The organism is Sorangium sp. So ce590 (assembly GCF_051521365.1).
Lineage (GTDB): Bacteria > Myxococcota_A > Polyangia > Polyangiales > Polyangiaceae > Sorangium.
The window spans coordinates 10,423,929-10,445,281 of sequence record NZ_CP150346.1 but is presented as its reverse complement, the minus strand read 5'-3'; the positions used below and the strand labels follow the sequence as shown (position 1 = coordinate 10,445,281).

Annotated in this window: 19 protein-coding genes; 12 read left to right on the top strand and 7 right to left on the bottom strand. The window is 72.8% G+C overall.

The window, feature by feature from the left end:
• Positions 1 to 78 precede the first annotated feature (78 nt).
• The 3 genes from WMF28_RS39645 (at position 79) to WMF28_RS39635 (ending at position 2,153) form a co-directional block, all read left to right on the top strand.
• Positions 79 to 1,200 (top strand): M50 family metallopeptidase, encoded by a 1,122-nt coding sequence (locus tag WMF28_RS39645; protein WP_437598861.1) that lies wholly within the window; start codon positions 79 to 81, stop codon positions 1,198 to 1,200.
• A 128-nt stretch (positions 1,201 to 1,328) separates the two neighbouring features.
• A complete protein-coding gene (locus WMF28_RS39640) occupies positions 1,329 to 1,685 on the top strand; it encodes a hypothetical protein (protein WP_437598859.1) in 357 nt (118 codons plus the stop codon).
• Positions 1,686 to 1,718: 33 nt separating this feature from the next.
• A complete protein-coding gene (locus WMF28_RS39635) occupies positions 1,719 to 2,153 on the top strand; it encodes a hypothetical protein (protein ID WP_437598858.1) in 435 nt (144 codons plus the stop codon).
• 155 nt (positions 2,154 to 2,308) lie between these two features.
• On the opposite strand, the gene WMF28_RS39630 is transcribed toward WMF28_RS39635, so the two are convergent.
• Positions 2,309 to 3,736 (bottom strand): sensor histidine kinase, encoded by a 1,428-nt coding sequence (locus WMF28_RS39630; RefSeq protein ID WP_437598856.1) that lies wholly within the window; start codon positions 3,734 to 3,736, stop codon positions 2,309 to 2,311.
• Positions 3,737 to 3,858: 122 nt separating this feature from the next.
• Between WMF28_RS39630 and WMF28_RS39625 the strand changes: the two genes are divergently transcribed.
• From WMF28_RS39625 to WMF28_RS39610, 4 genes are all read left to right on the top strand, one after another.
• Positions 3,859 to 6,030: a putative metal-binding motif-containing protein gene (locus tag WMF28_RS39625; RefSeq protein WP_437598855.1), complete on the top strand. Its 2,172-nt coding sequence runs from the start codon at positions 3,859 to 3,861 to the stop codon at positions 6,028 to 6,030.
• Positions 6,031 to 6,078: 48 nt separating this feature from the next.
• On the top strand, positions 6,079 to 7,011 hold the full coding sequence (locus tag WMF28_RS39620; protein WP_437598853.1) for an ABC transporter permease: 933 nt from the start codon (positions 6,079 to 6,081) through the stop codon (positions 7,009 to 7,011).
• On the top strand, positions 7,008 to 7,661 hold the full coding sequence (locus tag WMF28_RS39615; protein WP_437598851.1) for a hypothetical protein: 654 nt from the start codon (positions 7,008 to 7,010) through the stop codon (positions 7,659 to 7,661). Before WMF28_RS39620 ends, WMF28_RS39615 begins: the two co-directional genes overlap by 4 nt.
• A gap of 434 nt (positions 7,662 to 8,095) precedes the next feature.
• Entirely contained in the window at positions 8,096 to 8,572 is a 477-nt protein-coding gene (locus WMF28_RS39610; protein WP_437598850.1) for a hypothetical protein, read from the top strand.
• A 53-nt stretch (positions 8,573 to 8,625) separates the two neighbouring features.
• Here WMF28_RS39610 and WMF28_RS39605 read toward each other — a convergent pair whose 3' ends face one another.
• Positions 8,626 to 9,243 carry a TetR/AcrR family transcriptional regulator gene (locus tag WMF28_RS39605; protein ID WP_437598849.1) on the bottom strand — a complete coding sequence of 206 codons (618 nt, stop codon included), beginning with the start codon at positions 9,241 to 9,243 and terminating at the stop codon, positions 8,626 to 8,628.
• Positions 9,244 to 9,344: 101 nt separating this feature from the next.
• Between WMF28_RS39605 and WMF28_RS39600 the strand changes: the two genes are divergently transcribed.
• The gene (locus WMF28_RS39600) at positions 9,345 to 10,085 is read left to right on the top strand and encodes an SDR family oxidoreductase (protein ID WP_437598847.1); all 741 of its coding nucleotides are present in this window, start codon (positions 9,345 to 9,347) and stop codon (positions 10,083 to 10,085) included.
• Positions 10,086 to 10,396: 311 nt separating this feature from the next.
• Here the strand turns inward: WMF28_RS39600 and glyS are convergent, their stop codons facing one another.
• The 4 genes from glyS to dapA all read right to left on the bottom strand — a co-directional run bounded on the left by glyS (position 10,397) and on the right by dapA (position 16,714).
• Positions 10,397 to 12,496: a glycine--tRNA ligase subunit beta gene (glyS, locus tag WMF28_RS39595; RefSeq protein WP_437598846.1), complete on the bottom strand. Its 2,100-nt coding sequence runs from the start codon at positions 12,494 to 12,496 to the stop codon at positions 10,397 to 10,399.
• A 181-nt stretch (positions 12,497 to 12,677) separates the two neighbouring features.
• Complete coding sequence (locus WMF28_RS39590) at positions 12,678 to 14,810, bottom strand: hypothetical protein (protein ID WP_437598844.1); 2,133 nt, start codon at positions 14,808 to 14,810, stop codon at positions 12,678 to 12,680.
• A gap of 117 nt (positions 14,811 to 14,927) precedes the next feature.
• Complete coding sequence (gene dapB, locus WMF28_RS39585; RefSeq protein ID WP_437598842.1) at positions 14,928 to 15,737, bottom strand: 4-hydroxy-tetrahydrodipicolinate reductase; 810 nt, start codon at positions 15,735 to 15,737, stop codon at positions 14,928 to 14,930.
• Between the two features lie 71 nt (positions 15,738 to 15,808).
• Positions 15,809 to 16,714 carry a 4-hydroxy-tetrahydrodipicolinate synthase gene (gene dapA, locus WMF28_RS39580; RefSeq protein WP_437598841.1) on the bottom strand — a complete coding sequence of 302 codons (906 nt, stop codon included), beginning with the start codon at positions 16,712 to 16,714 and terminating at the stop codon, positions 15,809 to 15,811.
• Between the two features lie 269 nt (positions 16,715 to 16,983).
• Between dapA and WMF28_RS39575 the strand changes: the two genes are divergently transcribed.
• The 4 genes from WMF28_RS39575 (at position 16,984) to WMF28_RS39560 (ending at position 19,056) form a co-directional block, all read left to right on the top strand.
• Positions 16,984 to 17,646, top strand: coding sequence for a NuoI/complex I 23 kDa subunit family protein (locus tag WMF28_RS39575; protein WP_437598840.1), 663 nt, complete (start codon positions 16,984 to 16,986; stop codon positions 17,644 to 17,646).
• A 76-nt stretch (positions 17,647 to 17,722) separates the two neighbouring features.
• Positions 17,723 to 18,238 (top strand): NADH-quinone oxidoreductase subunit J family protein, encoded by a 516-nt coding sequence (locus WMF28_RS39570; RefSeq protein ID WP_437598839.1) that lies wholly within the window; start codon positions 17,723 to 17,725, stop codon positions 18,236 to 18,238.
• A 3-nt stretch (positions 18,239 to 18,241) separates the two neighbouring features.
• The gene (nuoK, locus tag WMF28_RS39565) at positions 18,242 to 18,553 is read left to right on the top strand and encodes an NADH-quinone oxidoreductase subunit NuoK (RefSeq protein ID WP_437482545.1); all 312 of its coding nucleotides are present in this window, start codon (positions 18,242 to 18,244) and stop codon (positions 18,551 to 18,553) included.
• A 257-nt stretch (positions 18,554 to 18,810) separates the two neighbouring features.
• Positions 18,811 to 19,056 carry a hypothetical protein gene (locus WMF28_RS39560; RefSeq protein WP_437588812.1) on the top strand — a complete coding sequence of 82 codons (246 nt, stop codon included), beginning with the start codon at positions 18,811 to 18,813 and terminating at the stop codon, positions 19,054 to 19,056.
• A 291-nt stretch (positions 19,057 to 19,347) separates the two neighbouring features.
• On the opposite strand, the gene WMF28_RS39555 is transcribed toward WMF28_RS39560, so the two are convergent.
• Entirely contained in the window at positions 19,348 to 21,138 is a 1,791-nt protein-coding gene (locus WMF28_RS39555) for an ArnT family glycosyltransferase (protein WP_437598838.1), read from the bottom strand.
• Positions 21,139 to 21,353 lie beyond the last annotated feature (215 nt).

The following is a 21,353-nucleotide window of genomic DNA, read 5'->3' as shown; positions in this document are numbered from 1 at the left end:
ATTTCCATGCGCCGGCGCCGTCTCGGCGGCTTGCGAAGGTGCTTGTCGGCCCCATCTGTACCCGGGATCAGGAGGCATATGTTCGACCAGGGGCTGACAGTCCTGCGCATCCGAGGAATCCCGATCCGGCTGCACATCTCCTTGCTGATTTTTCTGCCGTTCGTCGCGTACGTGGCGGCGTCGCAGTTCTCTTTCATCGCGGCGTCGCTCGAGATCCCGCGCGAGGCGCTGCGCCTGCCGCCGCTCGCCTGGGGGGCGATCCTGGCGGTCGGTCTGTTCGTCGCCGTGCTGGCGCACGAGCTGGCCCACTCGCTCGTCGCGCTCAAGAACGGGATCCGGGTGCGCTCGATCACGCTGATGATGCTGGGCGGCGTCTCGCTGATGGAGCGCGACGATCCCGAGCATGAGGCGTGGATGGCGTTCGCCGGGCCGCTGATGAGCTTCGTAATCGCGCTCGGCAGCTACGGCGCCTATCGCCTGCTCCCTGCGCCGGCGGAGGTCGGCGTGGCGCTCCTGGCCTTCGCGATCATGAACGCGATCCTCGGCGCGTTCAACCTGCTGCCGGCGTTCCCGATGGATGGCGGCCGGGTGCTGAGGGGGCTGCTCCTGCGCCGCATCGGGCGGGCGCGCGCGACGCGGGTCGCGACCACGATCGGCAAGATGATGGCGGTGGTCTTCGGGCTCTTCGGCCTGCTCTCGTGGAACGTCATCCTGGTGCTCATCGCCGTGTTCGTCTACATGGGCGCCTCGGCCGAGCAGGTGCGCTCGAGCACGCACGATCTCCTCCGCGGCATTCCGGTCCTGCGTTTGATGACCGATCGGATCGGCGACGCGTATGCGGACGAGAGCCCTCGCGCGGTGGCGGAGCGGCTCTTGCGCCACAACCTGGTCGGCGCGCGGGTCATCGACGATCCCCGGGAAGGCGAGGGGCGCCGGGAGATCGGCGTCGTCACGGTCTGGGATCTCGCGCAAAAGCTCGGGCGCGGCGTCGCGCCGGAGACGGTCGGCGCCGTGATGTCCGTCAATGTGCCGAGGGCGCGCGCCGGCGACGACGCGTCCCGCTCGTTCGACGCGCTGGCGAGCGGCGAGGCGAGCGCGGTCGCGGTGCTCGACGAGGGGGAGCACGTGATCGGCCTCGTGACGTCGGCGGAGATCCAGCGCGCGCTCGCGCTCGCCGGCGCGCTCGGCGCGCCCCGCTGAACGCCCGTCGCCGGAGGTGCCGAGTCGCGCTGGCACTCGCGTTGCTGATCTGCGGTCCGAGGAGCAATGACGTGAAGCAGAGCAACAACGTGACTTCGCCCGTGCGAAGGCGGCCCAGGTGTCTCGCGATGATGAGGTCCGCGCTCGCGCCGCTCGCGCTCGCGGCCGGCGCCTCGCTGCTCATGGGATGTCTGGGCACGATCGCGACCGAGGGGTTTGTCGTGTCCGGCTACCCGGCGGTGCGCGCCGAGGTCGTCCCGGTGGAGATCGCGGCCCATCCGCGCGTCTTTTTCCGCGGCACCTATGCGTATCTGGTCGACGGCCGGTGGTTTTACCCGACGAACCGGGGCTGGGTCGTCTTCGAGAGGGAGCCGCCGGAGCTCAGGCGTTACCGACAGACGTTCCGGACGTCGCCGCGGTATGTGCCGGAGCGTGAGCTGAGCTATCCGCGCGAGCGGGGGCGCCGCTTCTACACGCCGCGTTGATGGTTGTGCAGCTGTGAAAGGACGGGTTCGAGGATGAATCAGGAGAAGAGCGTCTTTCCCCTCTGCGGTCTCGCGCTGTCGAGCTTTCTGGCCCTGGGGTGCGTCTTCGACGTGAGAGAGGATGCACGACCCCGGCCGCGTCCGGACGTGGGGAGCCTGACGGTGCAGTGGACGGTGAGCCGCCAGAGCGAGGCGCGGGCCTGCGACCGGCATAGCCGTGGTGGCGCCGATTTCGAGCTGATCATCTACCGTGGCAGCCGCGAGGTGGCGAGGGAGTATGCGCGCTGCGAGGACTTCATCATGACGGTGGATCTTCCGCCCGACGAGTACAAGGCGTATGCGACGCTCGTTGCGCGGGGCGACGACCGCCCTGTCACCACGACGCTGCCGCTGGAGGAGATCGACATCGTGAGGGGCGCTGAGCTCAACATCGACGTCGACTTCCCGGCGAGCTCGTTCCTCAGATGACGGCCCGCTCTCCACGAGACCCGTATCGCCCCGGCCCGTCCCCGGCCAAGCCAACACGGAAGCGACGCCATCCGACTCGATATCTCAGACCGTAGGCGCTCGGGGCCCCCGCGCCGCGCGGCGAACAGGGGCTCCGAGCGCCGGGCAGTCCGGAGCTAACCCGCCCTCGGGATCGTGAGCCGCACCCGCGTCTCCCCCCGCGGCCCGTCCTCGATGACGATTCCGTAGCTCGTGTGCGCCGCGATCGCGTGCGCCGCGATGAGCGGCACCGCCGGCGGTCTTCCCTGCGCGACCGCCTCGAAGTCGCGGCTCAGCACCACGCTCCGCGCCGCCGCCGGCAGCGGCGGCCCCGCGTCGTCGAATGTGATCTCGACCCCGCCCGGCCCCTCGACGAGGGTGACGACCACCTCGCTGCCCGGCGGGGACGCGCTGATGGCGTGATCGAGCAGCACGTGCAGCAGCACCGTGAGCGCGCCCTGCGGCACCACCTCCTGCGCGCTCTCCGGCGCCTCGACCACCACGCGCACGTCGTGGCGGGCCGCGCGCGCGAGGTCGTCCTTCACCACGTCGCGCAGCACGTCGGCGACGTCGCAGTGGCGCGGGAACTCGTGGAGCGGACACGAGCCCAACCTGGCGAGATCACTCACGATTTCCGATGCCGCCGTCACGTGGCGCCCCACCGAGGACGCCGTCTCTCCGGCGTCGCCGCCGTGCGACCGGAGCGGCGCGATGTCCCGCCCGATCGCCGACAGGATGCCGCGCAGCTGGGTCCCGAGCACCCGCACCGCGGCCACGAGCACCGCGAGGCTGTCGCCGCTCGGCGGCAGGTGCGACACCGGGTCGCTGCCGCTCAGCCGCGACACGACGCCGGCCAGCGAGCCGCGCTCGCGCTCGCCCTCGACCCGCGAGAAGACCGCGGCGAGCTCGCGCGCGTAGGCCTCGCCCTGCGCCTGCGCCGCGGCCAGCTCCTTCTTCAGGCTCTCGAGCTCGAGGCGCTGGAGGTCGACCTCGGCGGGCAAGGTCAGCGTCTGCATCAGCCCGTCGAGCTCCATCCGGCCGCCGTAGCGCAGCGCCATCCGCGACAGCCACACCCGCTCGGTCTCGCAGTTCACCGGCGTCTCCGGCCCGAGGTTGACCCGCACGCTCACCTCGGCGCCGACGCGCTGGATGCTCACCTCGGGCGCCCCGGTCTGGCTCGTGGGATCGCCGCCCTGGGCGATGAGCACCTGGAGCATCCGCCGGAGCTCGGTCTCGTCGCCGAACACCGTCGTCCCTTCGCCCATCTCGATCTGCACGCGCGCCTCGGGCGCGACCTCCCAGAGCAGCGCGGTCAGGTCGACGCGGCCGCGCCGCCCGCGGGGCATGGGCCGGCCGTGGAGCGAGGCGAGCATGGTCACGGCCTCGTCGAGCCGGTTGAGCGTGCTCTCCACGCCGCCCGCGCTGTCGTCCGGCGATGGAGTCGGTGGCGGCGAGGTCTCGGTCGCGATCATCCCCACGCCCTGGCGGAGCTTCTGGGCGGCGCTGCGCGCCTCCTGGGCCAGCAGCCACGTGAGCTCGGGTCGGGTCAATCTGTCGCTGGTCACCCTGTTTTTCCCTCTATCCGCCACGCTCCGCGGAATCGCGCGACATGATGCCAGACGTGGCGGTGCCCTGCTACGCTCATTGCCGCTCACCTCGTTCGATGCGGACTCGCACTTCTTCCTCCTTGACGCGTCTTGTTCTCCTCTGTGGCGCCGCCGCGACGGCGGCGCTGGCGAGCGCCGCCTGCGGCTCGAGCGCCCCGAGCCCCTTCCCGTCGGCGGGCGGAGCCGGCGGGGCCGGCGGCGAGGGCGGCGCGGGCGGCGCAGGAGGCGGGCAAGCTCCTGCGGACCCGACGCTCGGCGGCCCGTGCGTCGACGACGACCAGTGCGAGGACGGATTTCCCTGCACCTTCGACGCCTGTGACACCTCCGCAGGCCGGTGCCGCTTCACGCCGGACGACAGCGCGTGCCAGAACGACGTCTACTGCGACGGCGTCGAGCGCTGCAACCCGCGCCTCGGCTGCTTGCCCGGCGAGCCCATCGCTTGCGGCGACGGGAGCACCTGCACGATCGACGCCTGCGATGAGCCGACCAGGACGTGCTCGAGCGCGCCGCGCGACGCCGACCTCGACGGCGATCCCGACGCGCACTGCGGCGGGGGCGACTGCGACGACGCCGATCCCGCGGTGTCCTCGTCGCAGCCCGAGGTCTGCGGGAACGACCGGGACGACGACTGCGACGGGCGCGTTGACGAGGACGACTGCGTGTCGCCGGAGCACGACACGTGCGCCGACGCGCTGGAGATCTCGGCGCCGGGCTCGTACGCGATGACGACCGCGGGCGCTGGCTTCCATTACGCGAGCTCGTGCGGCCTGCCCCGTCCGATGAGCACGCACGACGTCGTGGCCGCGGTGCTCCTGCCGCCGGGGCCGCCGGTCGACGTGCAGGTGACCGCGCGGACCGAGGGCACCGACGTCGCCGTGACGCTCGCCGGCCAGTGCGGCGACGCCGCGACGGAGCTCGCGTGCGGGCGCCCGTTCCCCGGCGCGGACGGCGGCAAGCTCGCGAAGCTCCGGGGCCGCGGCCTCGGCGATCCGGAGCGCGCGACCGCGCTGCCGGTCTACGTGACGACCGCGGAGGGCGCGCCGGTCGTCCTCGACGTCGCCTTCCTGCCGCCCTCGCCGGCGCCCGAGAACGAGACGTGCGGCACCGCGGCGCTCCTCGAGCCGGGCGAGCCGGTCCTGGCGACGATCCTCGACGCCGCCCGGGATCTCGGGACCGCGTGCGAGACCGACCTCGGGGAGCTCGTCTACACGTTCGAGCTCACGGAGCCCCGGGACGTCGACCTCTACGCGATCTCGACCGACGGCGACGGCGAGCCCTCGCTCTCGCTGCGGTCCGCGGCGTGCGCGCTGCCCGAGGACGAGCTCACCTGCCAGACGGCGGCGGCGCCGCACCTCTTCCGGCGCGCGCTGCCCGCGGGGTCCTACGCCGTCGCGGTCTCCGCGACGGCCCCCACCTCGGCGCTCGTCACGCTGGAGCTCGCGCCGCCGACCGATCCGCCGCCGGACGAGGCCTGCGCGGAGGCGGCCGTGCTCGCGCCGAACCGGACGGTCTCGGTCTCGCTGCTCGGCCACCAGGACGACGTCGATCTCGGCTGCGGCCCGTCGGCCGTCGACGCCGTGTACGCGCTCGAGCTGCCGGTCGCGTCCGACGTGCTCCTCGTCGAGCGGCTGTCGGCCGGCGACACAGGCTCGATCGCCCTGTCCTTGCCGGCGTGCGGCGGCGCGGACGACCGGCTCGCGTGCGGCGAGGGCGCCGTCAGCCCGCTCCGGAGCGCGCGGCGCGGCGTCGCTCCGGGCTCGTACCGCGTCGTGGCGGAGGCGCAGCTCGGCCAGCCCGTGAGCGTGACGGCCTTCGTCCGGCCGGCGGCGCCGCCCACCCTGGTCCCCTTCTCCGACGCCTGCGAGGGCGCGCTGGAGATCCCGGAGACGGGCGGCTTCTTCCAGGGCAACACGACAAACGCCGCCGCGGACTTCGACGCGGGCTGCGACCGCGCCGGCACCGACGATCGCGGCGCCCGGGACCAGCTCCTGAAGCTCACGCTCACCGCGCGCAGGCGGGTCGTGCTCGACATGGCCGGCTCGGCCTACGAGACGCTGCTCTCGGTCCGCCGCGGCCCGGGCTGTCCCGGCACCGAAATGCCGCTTTCCTGCACCATCGGTACGGACCCCCAGCGCAGCTTCCTCGATCTCGTGCTCGATCCGGGCGTCTATTACCTCCAGATCGACGGCCACGCGCTGGCGCATGGCCTGTGGTTCCTCGACGTGAGGGTCGTCGACGCCGTCGAACCCTGACCCGCGGCCCTTTGCAAGCTCCCCCTCACCCTTGCTAACGTCGCCCCGATGTTCGGCCGCATCTCCGCGATCGCCCTCAACACCTACCGGGAATCGCTTCGTGCGCGCATCCTCATCGGCCTTGCGGGCGTCGCCTTCGCGGTCGCTTTCTACTCGATCATCGTGGGCGCCTACACGCTCCGCAACGGGGCGCGCGTCGTCAGCGACCTCGGCGTCGCGTCGATCTCGCTGTTCAGCATCGCGGTCGCGGTCATCATCGGCGCGACGTCGCTGTACCGCGAGCTCGAGCAGAAGACGATCTTCCCGATCCTGGCGCGCCCGGTCCGTCGCGGCGAGTACCTCGTCGGCAAGTACCTCGGCACGTTGCTCACGCTCGCGGTGTTCATCCTGGCCGACACCGGGCTGGTGCTGCTGATCAGCGCCGTCCTGGCCGGCCGCCCGCTTGCGCTCGTCGCGGGCGCCGGGGCCGCCTCGCTCGCGGTGCTCGGCCTCGCGGCGTGGCGTTCTCCGCGGGCGCGCACGTACGGGTTCATCCCGTGGTCGGCGGTCTTCCTCGTCCTTGGCGTGCTCCTCTCGGCCGGCGTCCCCACGGAGCGGCGGGTCGTCCTCGCCGGCAGCGCGCTCGCGTTCCTCGAGATCGGCATCGTCGCGGCCGTGGCCACGCTGTTCTCGTCGTTCTCGACGCCGTTCCTGTCCTCCTTGCTCACGCTGGGCGTCTTCCTCGTGGGGCGCAACGCCGACTCGCTCGCCCGGCTGCCGGTGAAGTACTTCGGCCCTCAGATCAGCGCTGCGGGGCGCGCCCTCTCCAGGGTCGTGCCCAACCTGCAGATGTACGTGCCGCCCCGCCCGCTGCTCGCGGGCGAGGTCGTCGACGCGAACCTCCTCGTCTACCTCGGCTGGGCGGCGATCACGTGCGCCGGCTGGGTGCTCGGCCTCCTGGCGGTGGCGGCGTTCGTCTTCAAGAAGCGCGACTTTCTGTGAAGCTCTCGGTCGTGCTCGGCGTCGCGCGCGGCTTCGCTGTCGCCGGTTTCCTCCTCGGCGCGGCGTCGCTGCGCGTGGTGGTCGCGGGCGAGGGGGAGATCGCCGAGAGCACGGCCGCCCTGCGCGCCGGCGATCCGCACGCGGCGGCGCTCCACGCCCGGCGCGCGGCGGGCTGGTACGCCCCCGGCGCCCCGCACGTCCGCGTGGCCTACGAGCGGCTGATCGCGCTCGCGACGGCGGCGGAGGGCCTCGGCCGGGCCGACACGGCGCTCTTCGCCTGGCGCGCGGTGCGCACGGCCGCCCTGGAGACGCGGTGGCTCACGACGCCGCACGCGGAGGAGCTGGAGCAGGCCAACGCGGCGATCGCCCGGCTCTCGGCGGCCGCGCCGCGCCCGCCGGGCACCCGGACCGAGCCTGCGGCCGCGATCGCGCGGGAGCACATGGCGGCGCTCGCGCGCGACGACGCGCCGCGGGTCGGCTGGGTCGTCGCGCTCGTGGCGGCCTTCGTGGCGTGGGTCGCGGGCGCCATCTGGGTGGTGCGGCGCGCGGTCACCGTGACGGGCCAGTGGGTGTGGCCGCGGGCCGCGCCGGGGCTCGCGGTGTGCGCGGCCGGGGTCGCGGTCTGGCTGCTGGCGATCTGGCAAGCCTGACCGCGCCGCCGGGCCGCGGGCCGGGTCTCCCGATCGGGGCGAGCGGGGGGGGCTGACCGCGATCAGGGTGAAATGGGCGGATCGCGATCAGGGCAAAATAAGGCGATCACGGCGAAACGCGGCGGATCGAGGTGAAAGGGGGTGGGCGGTCAGGACAGCCACACCTGGGAATCCACGGGAGGCGGCGTCTGCTGCTTGGCTGGCACGCGGCATTGTAAAGCCGCGATGCGCAATACATCGATGCTCAGGGAGCAGCGTTTGCAGCGCTCCGTTCCGAGGAGGTGGCCAAGAACCGCACCGGACTGGCGATTCACGCGCGGGGGGAATACCGTCGCTCGGGCCACGTCACACGGGCCGAGCGCGCGGCCCCTGGGGGCCTCGGCTCGTGGACGCGACCCGATCTCGCACCGCACGGTGTCATCTCGAGAGGCAGGATGATGAACAAGCTCGCTCGCATCGCATCAACGCTCGCCGCGCTCGCCGCCCTCACGGCGGTCGCCGCCCCGGCCGCCGCCGCTGCCGAGGAGACCACCGCGGCGGCCGCGAAGGCGCCGCGTCACGGCCGGGGCAAGGGCGCGCCCCGGTTCCCGCAGGACGCTGCCAGGTTCAGCAAGCGGGTCGACGAGAAGATCGCGAAGCAGCGCGCGAAGGCCGAGGCGAAGATGGAGAAGCGCGGCGTCCCGGCCGCGCGCCGCGCCGAGGTCCGGAAGGCGCTCGACGACGTCCAGGCCAAGGTGCGCGCGGCCGTGGACAGGGCTGCCAAGGACGGCGTGATCACCCAGGAAGAGGCGAAGCAGGTCCGGAAGCTCGCGCGAGAGGCGCGCAAGGCGATCGGGCGGCAGCTCGGGCTGGAGAAGAAGCCGAAGCGCGAGAAGGGCACGAAGCGACCCGCCGGGGTCCAGATCCTGTAACGCCACCGAGGGCGGGAGACCTGGACGTCGGCCGGCGGCGTGCCGTCCCCGGGTCAGACCGCGGCGCGCGGCCGCGCCAGCGTGTCCCAGGCGGCCATGGCGCAGTCGACGATCGTCTCCAGGGCCTCGCGCGAGGCGCCGTCGCGGGCCTGGATGGAGAGGCCCTGGAGCACCGTGGTGTAGAAGGCGGCGAGCGCCGCCGTGTCGGTGCCCGGCGGCAGATCGCCCTCGCAGACGCCGCGATCCAGCCGCTTGCGGAGCGCGTCGAGCGCGCCCCGCCGGCACGCGGCGAGGTGGCCGCGCACGCCCTCGCTCTCCGGCGTGCCGAGCGTCGCGGCGAGCACGATCATGCAGCCGCTCGGCTTCTCCGGGTGCGCGTACGCCTCCACGTTGCTGCGCAGCATCGCCTCGACCGCCCTGCGCGCCGTCGGCTCCTCGCGGAGCGCGCGGCTCGCCGCCGCGCCCTCGACCTCGTCGTAGAGCGCCACCGCCTCGCGAAACAGCGCCTCCTTGCAGCCGAACGCAGCGTAAAGGCTCGGCGAGTTGATGCCCATCGCGGCCGTGAGATCGCTGAGCGACGTGCCCTCGTAGCCGCGCTCCCAGAACACCTCCATCGCCCGCCGCAAGGCGGCGGCCCGATCGAAACCGCGCGGGCGCCCCCGTCTGGCCATCACGCGGACCTTTCTGTGCCGATCGGTAAATAAATCGGTTGACGTCCGTCCGCCCTGCGACGTATACGTTCTGTGCTGATCGACACAGAAATGAGGTAGACATGCTGGAGCTTGCTGGCAAGGTGGCGCTTGTGACCGGAGGCAGCCGCGGGATTGGCGCGGCGATCGTCAAGCGGCTGGCGCGGGACGGGGCGGATGTGGCGCTGACGTACGTGAGCGCTCCCGAGAGGGGGCGCGGGGTGGTCGCCGAGGTCGAGGCGGCTGGCCGGCGGGGGCTGGCGATCGCGGCGGACAGCGTGGATCCGGCGCAGGTCGTCCGCGCCGTCGAGCGGACGATGGCCGAGCTTGGCCGGCTGGACGTCCTGGTCAACAACGCCGGTATCGCCCTCATGGGGCCGCTGGAGGCCGTGACGCTCGAGGACGTGGACCGGACGCTGTCGATTCACGTGCGGGCCGCCTTCCTCGCCGCCCAGGCCGCGGCGCGGTACATGGGGGCGGGCGGGCGCATCATCAGCATCGGCAGCTGCCTCGCGGATCGGGCGCCGGGGCCGGGCACCACCCTGTATTCGATGAGCAAGGCGGCGCTGGTGGGCCTCACAAAGGGCCTGGCCCGCGATCTCGGGCCGCGCGGCATCACAGCCAACCTCGTCCAGCCGGGCCCGATCGACACGGACATGAACCCGGCTGACGGCGCGGGCGCCGACAAGCAGCGGAGCCTGCTCGCCGTCGGCCACTACGGCACCAGCGACGATATCGCCGCCACGGTCGCTCACCTTGCCGGGGAGAGCGGGCGTTTCATCACCGGCGCGACGATCTCCGTCGATGGCGGCTTCACGGTCTGAGCTCGCCACGGCCTGGGCTCTGCTCATCGGCGCCGGTCTCCTGGGGACGCTTTGCGGCAAGCGCGTATTTCGATATCCGAGAGACTTCGGTCGAGAGAATCCTGTGGCTCGATTGTGACAGGCACCGACGCTGACCACCGCCCTTCGCGGCGCGTCGCTCTCGCGGCCCCCCGGCGGTCGCGCTCGCGCCGGGCGCGCGGGGCAGCTCGTGGTCCCGGGCTGTCGCACCCCCGCCGGGCACGCGGCGCAATTCACCCTGCCCCCCGCCGGGCAAAGCGGTGCCGCCCCGCCGCATCGGCCCCGCTCGTCCGCTAGGACGCCGCGCGCGGCGCCTCGCCGAGCAGCTCGAGCCTCGCCAGGCTCGCGCACGTCTCCGACAGGGCGCGCATCAGCCGCAGGCGGTTGTCCCGCACGGCCGCGTCGTCGGTCATCACGAACACGTCGATGAAGTACTGGTGCAGCAGCGGCGCGAAGTCCGCCACCGCCTTGAACGCAGCGTCGTACGCGCCGCTCTGCACGTCCGACGCGATCTGCTCGCGCAGCTTGAGGTAGCCCGCGAAGAGCGCCGTCTCGCTCGAGTGCACGTCCTGGCCGAACGGCGCGACCGGCTCGCCGGGCGGCGCCTTGTCGGCGATGTTGGTCGCCCGCTTGAACACCTCGCCGACCCGGGCGCGGGTCTCGGGGCTGAGCGCGTCGATCGCGCGCACGCGCGCCCGGAGATCGAGCGGGCGATCCGCGGCGACGCGGAGACACGCGAGGACCGCGTCCTGCGGGAGCCGATCGGAGAGCAGGCCCCGCAGCCGCTCGGCGAAGAACTCGCCGAGGCGCGCCGCGAGCTCCTCGCGCGCGACGTCGAGCTTCACGCCGGCGTAGCCGTCGTACGCGGCGCTGAACGCGGCGCCGAGGCGCAGATCGAGGTCGCGATCCAGGAGCGTGCGCAGCACGCCGAGGCAGGCGCGGCGCAGCCCGTACGGGTCGGCCGTGCTCGTGGGGATGAGCCCGACCGCGAAGCAGCCGACGAGCGTGTCGAGCCGATCGGCGATCGCCACCAGCGCGCCGGCGTGCGTCGGCGCGGTCGCGTCCGCGGCGCCCTTCGGCAGGTAGTGATCGCGGATGACGTCGGCGACGTCGGGGCTGACCCCCTGGGCCAGCGCGTAGGCGCGGCCCATCTCGCCCTGCAGCTCGGGGAACTCGCCCACCATCAGCGCGACGAGATCGCACTTCGCGAGGTGCGCGCCCGAGGCGGCCGCCATGAGCGTCGGCTCGGGCAGCATCAGCAGCAGGCCGAGCTCGCGGGCGAGCCGCTCGACGCGCTCGGCCTTCGCGAGCACGCTGCCGAGCCGCTTCTGGAACACGATCCCGCCGAGCTTCTCGCGGCGGCTCTCGAGCGGGAGCTTGACGTCCTCCCGGTAGAAGAACTGCGCGTCCGAGAGGCGCGCGCGCATCGTCTTGTCGTTGCCGCTCTTGATCTTCTCGGGCGCCTCCGCGGTGTTGACGACCGCCAGGTACCTCGGGAGCAGCGCGCCCGTCTTCGCGTCGCGGACGCCGAAGTAGCGCTGGTGCCCGCGCGCGACCTCGAGGATCACCCGCTCCGGCAGCTCGAGGAACCGCTCCTCGAAGCTGCCGACGATGACGTGGGGCTCCTCGACGAGGGACAGGTTCTCGCCGATGAGGAAGTCGTCCTCGATCAGCACCCCGCCGGCGTCCCGCGCCGCGGCGAGCAGGCGCTCGCGCATCAGGCGCGCGCGCTCGCCCGGGTCGACGAGCACGTGCGCCGCGCGCATCGCCTCGACGTAGTCGCTGGCCGCGCCGAGCGCGATCTCGCCCGGCGCGAGGAAGCGGTGGCCGCGGCTCGTGCGCCCGCTGCGGACGCCGGCGATCTCGACGGGGATGAGCTCGGCGCCGGAGAGCGCGACAAGCCACTGGATGGGGCGGCCGAACGCGAACTCACCCTTCCCCCAGCGCATCGACTTGCGGAAGGGAATCGCCGCGATGAGCGACGTCAGGACCTCCGGGAGGAGGTCGGCCGCGGGCCTGCCAGCCTCGCGCCGCGTGCCCGCGAGGTACTCGCCCTTCGGCCCCTGGACGCGGCGCAGATCGGCGACGGCGCAGCCGAGCTTCTGCGCGAACGCCTCGGCCGCCTTCGTGGGGGCGCCGTCCTTGAAGGCCGCCTTGACCGGCGGGCCGGTGACCTCCTCCTCGAGGTCGGGCTGGCGCGCCGCGATCCCGGAGACGAGCAGCGCGAGCCGCCGCGGGGTGCCGAGCGCGCGCATCGCGCCGTGGCGGAGCCGGAGCTCTGCGAGGCGCTTCGTCGCGAGATCCGGGAGCGCGCGGAGCGCGGCCTCGACAAACGACGAGGGGAGCTCCTCGACGCCGATTTCGAGCAGGAGATCGCTCGCTTCGTTGGACATGGGACCGCGGACGCTAGCCCAGAACCGCCCGTCCGGCGAGGCGGTCGAGCGATCGGGCTGCGCTGCGCGCGCCCGGCTGGTCCGGTCCGGTCTGGTCTGGCCGCGCGCGGGCCGAGTCGCCTGGCCGCGCGGCCCGCCTGCCCCCACCAGGCCGAGCGCGGCTCAACCTGACTTGCGCGGCTCAGCGGTCCTGAGCCGCGCGCCGGAGAGCGCGCGCGAGCACCTTCTTGAAGGCGGTCACCTCTCCTCCGTTCGGCTTGTTCTTGCGGCCGTACCAGGTCGCCGCGCCGACGCGCGCGACGCACTCGGCTGCCCGCGTGTACCGCCGGGTCGCCTTCGCGACCGCCCGATCGTCCGGCGCAGACGCGGACGCGACGGCCGCGCCGAGGTCGTTCAGCGCCTTGTCGAGCGGGAGGCAGCCCTCCGGCGCGCGCGGCAGCGCGAGGGGGGGCGGGGCGTGACAGCAGCGGGCTCGCAGGGCGGCGAGGGTCGCCATGTCGTGCCAGCCGAGCACGGCCCATTCCTTCGTCGCGTTCGACGCTCCCTTGGCCCCGGCGGCCCTGGCGAGGTGGCCCTTGAGCGCCGCGACGCCCTTCATCGGGTCGACCTCGGTGCAGAGGAACGACAGCTGGCCCGCGATCGCGGCGTCGACGCTCTTGCCCGGAAAGAGCGTCGACGCGCAGACGGCGAAGTCCGCCGTGTCTGCAGCGTCCGGCGCCGCGCTCGCCGCGCCGGCGTCCACCGGCTCCGGCGCGGCCGCGTCGCCCGGGGACGCGTCGCCCGCGCCCTCGGCGGCGGGGGCGCTCGGCGCGGCGGGGGCGGCGCAGGCGGCAGGAGCGGCGTCCGATCCGGCAGCCACGGCCGGAAGGGACGGCTGTGGCGGCGCGGCATCGCGGTGGCGCAGCCAGGACCAGGCCGCCGCGACGGCGCCCGCGAAGAGCACGGCGCACAGGGCCAGCGCGGCCACCCGCCGCGCCGCGGAGGGCGTCTTGCGGCGTGCGCCTGGATGGGGCGCTGGGGCGCGCGGCGCATCGGGCACGCCGACGTGCGCGCCGGCGCCGTCGGTCGTCCGCGCGGACGGATCCGGCGGCAACTCGTCGTCCACGAGCGCGGCCTGATCGCGGACAGGCTGCAGGTTCTCCGGTTCGTCTGCGTCGGCGAACGGCGCGGGCGAGAGAGGCGGTCGTTTCGCGTGCGTGGGCGGGAGGGGCGACTGCTCCGTCAGCGCTTGTACAAGGGGCGACTGCTCCGTCGCTGCGGCCGGTAGGGGCGGCTGCTCCGCGTGCGCGGGCGGGAAGGGTGGCTGCTCCGGCGGCATCGGAAGGGCCGGCGGCATCGGAAGGGCCGGCGGTGCGGCCGGAACAGCCGCCTTGGGCGGGCGGCTGGAGGCGTCCGTCCCTGGAGCGCCGGCGTGCCCCGGCGACGCGGCAGGCGAGGCCGCTGGCGCCTTCGAGGCGCGATCTGGCGCCTCGGGAACCGGGGTGATCGGCGTGCCGACCGTCGACCGGAGACCCAGCGTCGCGAGTCCGTGGAGCGGCACCGGCGTCCGGCGCCCCGTCGAGTTCGCGCTTGTAGGCGGCAGCGAGCTCCTGCGATGCGGCGGCTGCGAGCTGGAGCTCCCGCGCGGCGGCAGCGAGCTGGAGCTCCCGCGCGGCGGCGAGCTTTCGCGCGGCGGCGAGCTCCCACGCGGCGGCTGCGAGCTCGACGCGCCCCGCATGCCGCTGCTCGACGGGCGCGGCGCCGGCACGGTCCTCGCCGGCTCCACGACCGCGTGCTCATCGAGCGGCGGCAGCTCCCCCAGGCCGTCGCTCGGCCGCGCCGCCTCCAGCGCGTGACGGAGCGCTGCCACCTCGACGATCCGCTGCTCCGCGTCGCGCGCGAGCGCCTGATCGAGGACGCGCCACAGCGCGTCGCCCGCCGCGCCCGGCGGCGTCACCCGCGGCGCGGCGCCCTCCCTCTGCTTGCGGCGGAGCTCCAGGTCGCTCTCGGCAGGGAAGGGGAGCGTCCCCGAGAGCGCCTCGTACAGGGTGACCGCGAGCGCCCACGTGTCGTCCCGTCGCGACGGCCCCTCTCCCGCGGCGCGCTCCGGCGAGCGGTAGCTCACGAAGGCCGGCGTCTCGAGCGGATCGGAGAGCCATCCCCGCGACGCGCACCGCTCGTCCTCCATGATCACGCACGCGGCCGACAGGCGGCCGTGCACGGTCCCCCGCGCGTGCAGGCTCTCGACGCGCTTCGCCAGGCGGACGACCCAGCCCACCGCGTCCCTGTCCGGCAAAGGACCGGCACGTGCGATCCGCGCAGCGAGCGTCTCCATACGAGCGCGGCAGCCTAGTGCGGCGATACGCCGCTGACCACCTTGTGGCTGTCCGCGCGGCGCGCCGGAGCACCGATCGCCGGTCGTCGGCCCGGCAGCGCCCCGGCGGCGCCGCCGTCAGCCTTCGATCACGTCGGCCATCGTGTACCGGCCGGGCGGCTTGCCGCGCAGGTGCCACGCCGCGCGCAGCGCGCCGCGCGCGAAGAGGTCGCGGCTCGTGGCGCGGTGCGTGAGCTCGATGCGCTCGCCGGGGCCGAGCAGGTGGACCGTGTGGTCGCCGATGACGTCTCCGCCGCGCACGGCGAAGATCCCGAGCTCGTTCGCCTTCCGGGGGCCGACGTTGCCCTCGCGGCCGTGCACGTCGGCGAGCGCCGTGGCCGCCTCGCCGGCCCCGCCGCGGGCCGCGCGCAGCGCGTCGGCGAGCCGCACCGCCGTGCCGCTCGGGGCGTCCACCTTGGCGCGATGGTGCACCTCGACGATCTCGATGTCGTAGCCGGGCCCGAGCCGGCGCGCCGCGCTCGCCGCGATCTCCGCGAGCACGTGGATGCCGATGCTCGTGTTCGGCGACCAGAGGACCGGGACGTGCTGCGCCGTCTCGTCGAGGAGCCGCTCGCACGTGCTGTCGAGCCGCGTCGTGCCGCTGACCACGGCGACCTTGGCCCGCATCGCGAGGTGCAGGAGCCGGGGGAGCGCCTCGGGCCGCGAGAAGTCGATGACCACGTCCGCGCCGAGCAGCCCGGCGCTGGTGTCGTCGCTCATCGCGACGCCGAGGTTGCCCGTCCCCGCGAGCTCGCCGACGTCGCGGCCGACGCCGGAGGAGCCGCGCGACACGATCGCGCCCACGATCTGCGCGCGCTCGTCCGCGGCGAGCCGGACGATCGCCTGCCCCATCTTGCCGCTCGCGCCGTGGACAGCGATCTTCAGCAAGCGGGCCTCTTCTTCCCGGGCAGCCTCCATCAGCGCGCCCATCGTTACGCCTCGATGATCGCCGTTCGATTTCACGTCGCCTCGCGCCTCGCCTCGATCCGCTTCATCGCGTCGACGATCTGCTGCCGTGTCGCCTCGCCGGCCGGCGAGAGGGGCATCCGGACGGCGGGGCTCATGCGGCCCAGGGCGGCCAGCGCGGCCTTGGCCGGGGAGGGGTTCGGCTCGAGGAACATGAGCCCGTGCAGCTCCAGCAGCGCGAGGTGGGCCGCCCGCGCGCCCGCGGGGTCGCCGGCCAGGAACCGCCGGGGCACCGCGCTCGTCTCGCGCGGCAGCACGTTCGACGTGACGCTGATGACGCCCTGCGCGCCGAGCGCCATCATCGCGAGCGTCAGCGCGTCGTCGCCGCACAGGACCGTGAGCCGGTCGCCGAGGCGCCGCACGAGCTCCTGGCAGCGGAGCACGTTGCCCGTGGCGTCCTTGATCGCGACGACGTTCGGCGCGGCGGCGCAGATGCGCTCGGTCGCCTCGGCGGAGAGATCGACCCCCGTTCGCCCCGGGATGTTGTAGAGAACGATCGGCCCCGAGACGGCCCTGGCCACGGCCAGCACGTGCTCGCGGAGCCCGTCCTGCGAGGGCTTGTTGTAGTACGGCATCACGATCATCACGGCCCCCGCGCCCGCGGTGAGCGCGGCGCGCGAGGCCTCGATCGTCTTCTTCGTCGAGAACGAGCCCGTCCCCGCGATCACCGGCACGCGGCCGCGCGCCGCCTCGACGACGCGCGCGATGACCGCGGTCGTCTCCGCTTCGCTCAGGGTCGGCGACTCGCCCGTGGTCCCGCACGGCACGAGCCCGCTGACGCCGCCCGCGATCTGCGCCTCGACGAGCGCATCCAGCGCTTCGAAGTCGACGGCTTCGCCATCGGGCGTGAAGGGCGTGACGAGGGCGGTGAACGTTCCCGATAAGGGGAGCTGCGTCATCACACGACCATGATCGCCACCCGGGGGGCGCGTCAACAGGAGAGGACAGGTCCTCCGCGCGCTCCACGCTCTCCGCGGGTTCCTGCCCGGCGCGACGACGATCGGACGCGACCGTGGACGCAGTGCGGCGCCGTCGGCGGAGGTCCGGAGCGGACGGCGTCGCGCGGACCGGACGCCGCGAGCCGGGGATCTGCTAGCCTGCTTGGCGTGGCGCCCCGCTCCTTCGGGCGGTGTGTCCGAGCGCGTCAGGTCCCGGAGAGGCACCGGCCATGGATCTCGCCCAGTACATCAAGAGCATCTCCAGCGCGGCCAATACCATCCTGGAAGGGATGGCGGTCACGTTCTCCCATCTGTTCCGGGAGCCCATCACCGTCCAGTATCCCGACAAGACGGATCGGCCCGTGAGCGAGATGCTCCCGCCGCGCTACCGCGGCTTCCTCGAGGTGCAGATGGACATCTGCACCGGCTGCAAGCGCTGCGAGCGCGCGTGCCCCATCGAGTGCATCGCGATCGACCTGGAGAAGGACCCGGCGACGAAGAAGCAGGCGATGAGCCGCTTCGACATCGACATGGGCAAGTGCATGTACTGCGGCCTCTGCGTCGAGGCGTGCAAGAACGAGTCGACCGGCGCGATCCGCCATACCCGCGAGTTCGAGGGGGCGGCGCCGACGCTCGACCACCTCACCTTCCGCTTCATCCCCGAGGGGCTGGTCCCGCTGTACAAGGCGCCGAAGGACCTCGGCGAGGTGCCTGTCGGCGAGTACGGGCCTCACGCCCGCGAGGCCCGCGAGCGCGCCATGCGCGACAACCCCGCCGCGCTGGAGGAGCTGCGCGCCATCTGGCGCCGGGAGCGCGCCCGGAAGAAGGGCGCCGAGGACCCGGAGGCCGCGGGCGCGGAAGCCGCGGGCGGGGAGGCTGGAGCGGGCGCCTGAGCGAGGGCGTCGCGCATCGAGGGGCGTCGCCCTTGAAGGGCGGTGGGCGGCGGTCTAACGTCGCTGCCCTCACCACATGCCCTCCCTGAGTGCACTCGTCTTCCTCGGGCTTGCGGCGCTGACGCTCGGCTCCGCCGGGTTCGTGGCGTTCTCCAGGAACATCATCCACTCCGCGCTGGCCCTGCTCGGCACGTTCCTCGGCATTGCGGGGCTCTACGTCACGCTGTCGGCCGATTTCCTCGCGGCGACGCAGGTGCTCGTCTATGTCGGCGGCACGCTCGTCCTGATCCTCTTCGCCGTGATGCTCACGAGCCGCATCGCGGAGATGAAGGTCTCGAACCCGCGCGGCCGGCCCGCCGTGGCGTTCGTCCTGGTCACGGCGGTGCTCCTGGTGCTCGGCCGGGTGGCGACCCAGACCCCCTGGCCCGCCGAGGCCAAGCCGGCGATGCCGTCCACCGCCAAGCTCGGGCATGCGTTCCTCGGCGAGTACCTGCTCCCCTTCGAGCTCGGCTCGATCATCCTGCTCGGCGCCATGATCGGCGCGGTCGTGCTCGCGCGCCGGGCCGTCCGGCGCGGCTGGGAGAGGGAGTAGGCGATGGAGGAGATCGGGCTCATCCATTACCTCAGCGTCGCCGCGGCGCTCTTCGGCCTCGGGCTGTTCACCGTCATGACGCGGAAGAACGCGGTGGGCATCCTCCTCGGGGTCGAGCTCATCCTCAACGCCGCCGCGCTCAACTTCGTCGCGTTCGAGCACTTCGTCGCGGGCGGTGTGTCTGGCCAGGTGTTCACGGTCTTCATCATCGTCCTCGCGGCGAGCGAGGCGGCGATCGCGCTGGCCATCGTGCTCCAGGTCTACCGCAACCACCGCAGCATCATGGCCGACCAGCTGACATCCCTGAAGAACTGACGCGAGCGCGGTCATCCGTGCGGAAGCGCGCGAGGCGCGCGACGGGCGAGACGAGCATGGCGGCGCGGCGCCGGGGCCGGCGCGCACCGCGTCGCACGCCGCGCGTCGCGCGTCCGCTGTCCACATCGCTGCCGACGGCGCCCAGCGGAGGTGCTTGACGAGTGCGTGCTCCGCCCCTTCAGGTGGAGCTCAATCCCACCGACAAGCAGGAAAAACCTGACCTTGCTAAGCCCCTGCGGACGACTCACGTTCGAAGCATGCAGAACCTATCCAAGTCGGAGCTGGTGGGGTTCGTGGAGCTCGAGGTCGGCTCGCTTGCTGTGCAGGTGCCGATCCGCGCTGCAGAGGCGGCGACGGAGCTCCCCCTCGCATCATTCGAGGCCGAAGGGGACAACTGCGCCATCCTCGTGCGCGGCGACACGTCCTCCAAGGCGGTTGAGGTCGCGCTGCGAAACGCGGCGCAGGAGGCGGTCAAGCACCTCTCGAAGAAATTGCTCAACTAGCGCCAGACGCCTCGGCGCCGCTCTGGGCGCCTCGGACCACTTCCACCCGGAGACCGGGCTCACGGTAGGGGTAGGCTGCATGGCGGATCTGCGCGTCGGGAATGATGGTCCGCAATGGCGTCAGCGCACAGCAGAGCGGGCGACCTGAGGATGCGTGGGGGTCCAGGAGAGCCGAGAGCACGCCGACGTTCTGCAACCCTTCGGATGGCGGGAAAATCGGCTCGAAGCACCACATCTTCAATCGGTCACGATGGCATTCCCCTGACGCCGCGAGTCGCTCCGTTCGTGGTTTCAGGGGTTCGCTGGGGCGGGCGGGATCCGGTAGAGATAGATGTGGTGGTTGATCTCCACGTCCGGCTCGCGTCCGCGGATCACCGTGTAGCATTTCTTTGGCGCGGTCTTGAGCGTTAGGGCGTGCAGCGCGACCCATGTGCCGGGTTTGGGCACCGTCTCGCAGCCGAAGCGCTTGTACGGAACGCGGAAGTACTCCCACTCGAGGCGGCGCGTGTCGCTCTGGTAGTTGTAATAGAGCGGCTGGATGTCGTGCTCCTTGGCGTACTTCGCCAGCGCGGCGCGATCCTGCCCCCAGTCCTCGCCGTAGATGCTGATCTTGTAGCCACCGAGCGCGCCGCCGACGAACAGGTTGAAGTAACCGAGGAAGTGCGGTGCGGCGAGGAGCGCGCTCAGCGCAGTGCTCCCCACGAGGCCCGCGAGCGCGAGCTGGGCAGGACGGCGCGAGGAGGTGAGCGCCCAGAGCCTGTCGAAGGCGCGCGCCGCGAGCACGGCGAGGAGCGGCATGATCGGCATGGCGTGCCGGACGCCCATGCTGAGGTTGGCCCGCATGAACGAGGCGAGGAGCAGCAGTGCCGTCGCCCCGGTGGCGATCACCTCGACGGAGACGGAGCGGAGCGAGAGGGAACGGGCGTGCCGCAGCGCGAGCGCCGTCCCGGCGAGCAGCAGGAGCAACGTGGCGGGCGGGTTCTTGATGAGGAGCATCACCGGGAAATAGGCCCAGCTACCCATCCGGACGACCTCGCCGAGGAAGTACGACGTGAACCCGCCGGCGTTGAGCGCGGTCACGGACGCCATGCCGAAGAGATACGTGTACGGGAGCGGAATCCGCAGGTCCGCAGGCAGGAACCGCACGAGCGAGTGCCTCTCCATCAGATGCTGCTTGTACCGCTGCGAGACCTGATATTGCGGCTCGATGGCAGCGAGGATGTCCCGCACCGACATGCCCGTATCGTCGAACTTGTAAATGGCGTTGATGACAAGGAGCAATCCCACGCCCGCCACGAGGGCGTGGAGGCCGAGCTCTCTGAAGCGGCGGGCGGCGGGCTTCCCCTCGAACCGGCCGCGGCCGGTCGCGGCCAGGAGGACCCCGATCGCGCCCAGGATCGGCACGAGGAGCAGGCCGCTGTACTTGGTGACGGCGGCCGCCCCGATGGCGAGCGTCATGGTCACGAGCGACCACCTGCCGGCTCGCCCGCTCGCATACCGGGCGAACTCGCCCACGGCGAGCATCGTCGCCAGCCCCGCCGGGAGATCGGTGGTGACGTACCGGCCCTGGGCGATGATCGTCGGGTTGAACGCGACGAGGACCAGCGCGGCCAGCGCGGCCCGCTCGCCCCAGAACCAGCGGCTCCAGAGCCACACGTAGGCGGCGAGGGCCACGGCCATCAGCATGATCATGAGCCGGGCCCGGAAGAGCTGCTCGCGCGCCCGCGCGTAGTCCTGCTTGATGTAGTCGAGGGCGACGCGCCCGGTGTTCGCGTCCTTCCAGTGCCGGAACGACGTGACGTCCGCGTTGCCCTTCATGAGCGCGAGGGGGATGGCGGTGATCGCGTTCCCGAGCGGCGGGTGGGCGTAGTTGAGCCGCATGTCCGAGGTCTGCCACCAGGCGATCCCGCGTATCGTGTGCGCCCACTCGTCCTCGGTGGGCGAGTCGTCGCGGTGGCCCCACTGCAGCAGGCCGAACATCGCGATCAGGATGGCGAACGGCGCGAGGCGGGCAGTCCAGCGCACGGCTTTGCGGCGGGAGGCGGCGGGATCAGCGGGCGTCGCGGCGTCTTGCCCAGTCATGGCGCGCACCCGTATCACGAAGCTATCGAGGCGTGGCCGCCAGAACCGTGCGGCTGGTGCCGCGTAGCAACGCGTCGCCCAGGCTCGTCCCTGGTTGCGCGGGAGGTCTTGTCGAGACGCTCGGCCCGCACGCCTCCACGTGGAAGCCGGAAGGCAGCGCGTCGCGGAAGCTCCTCACGGTGTATCGGCGGAAATGCTGGAGCGCCCGGTCGTGA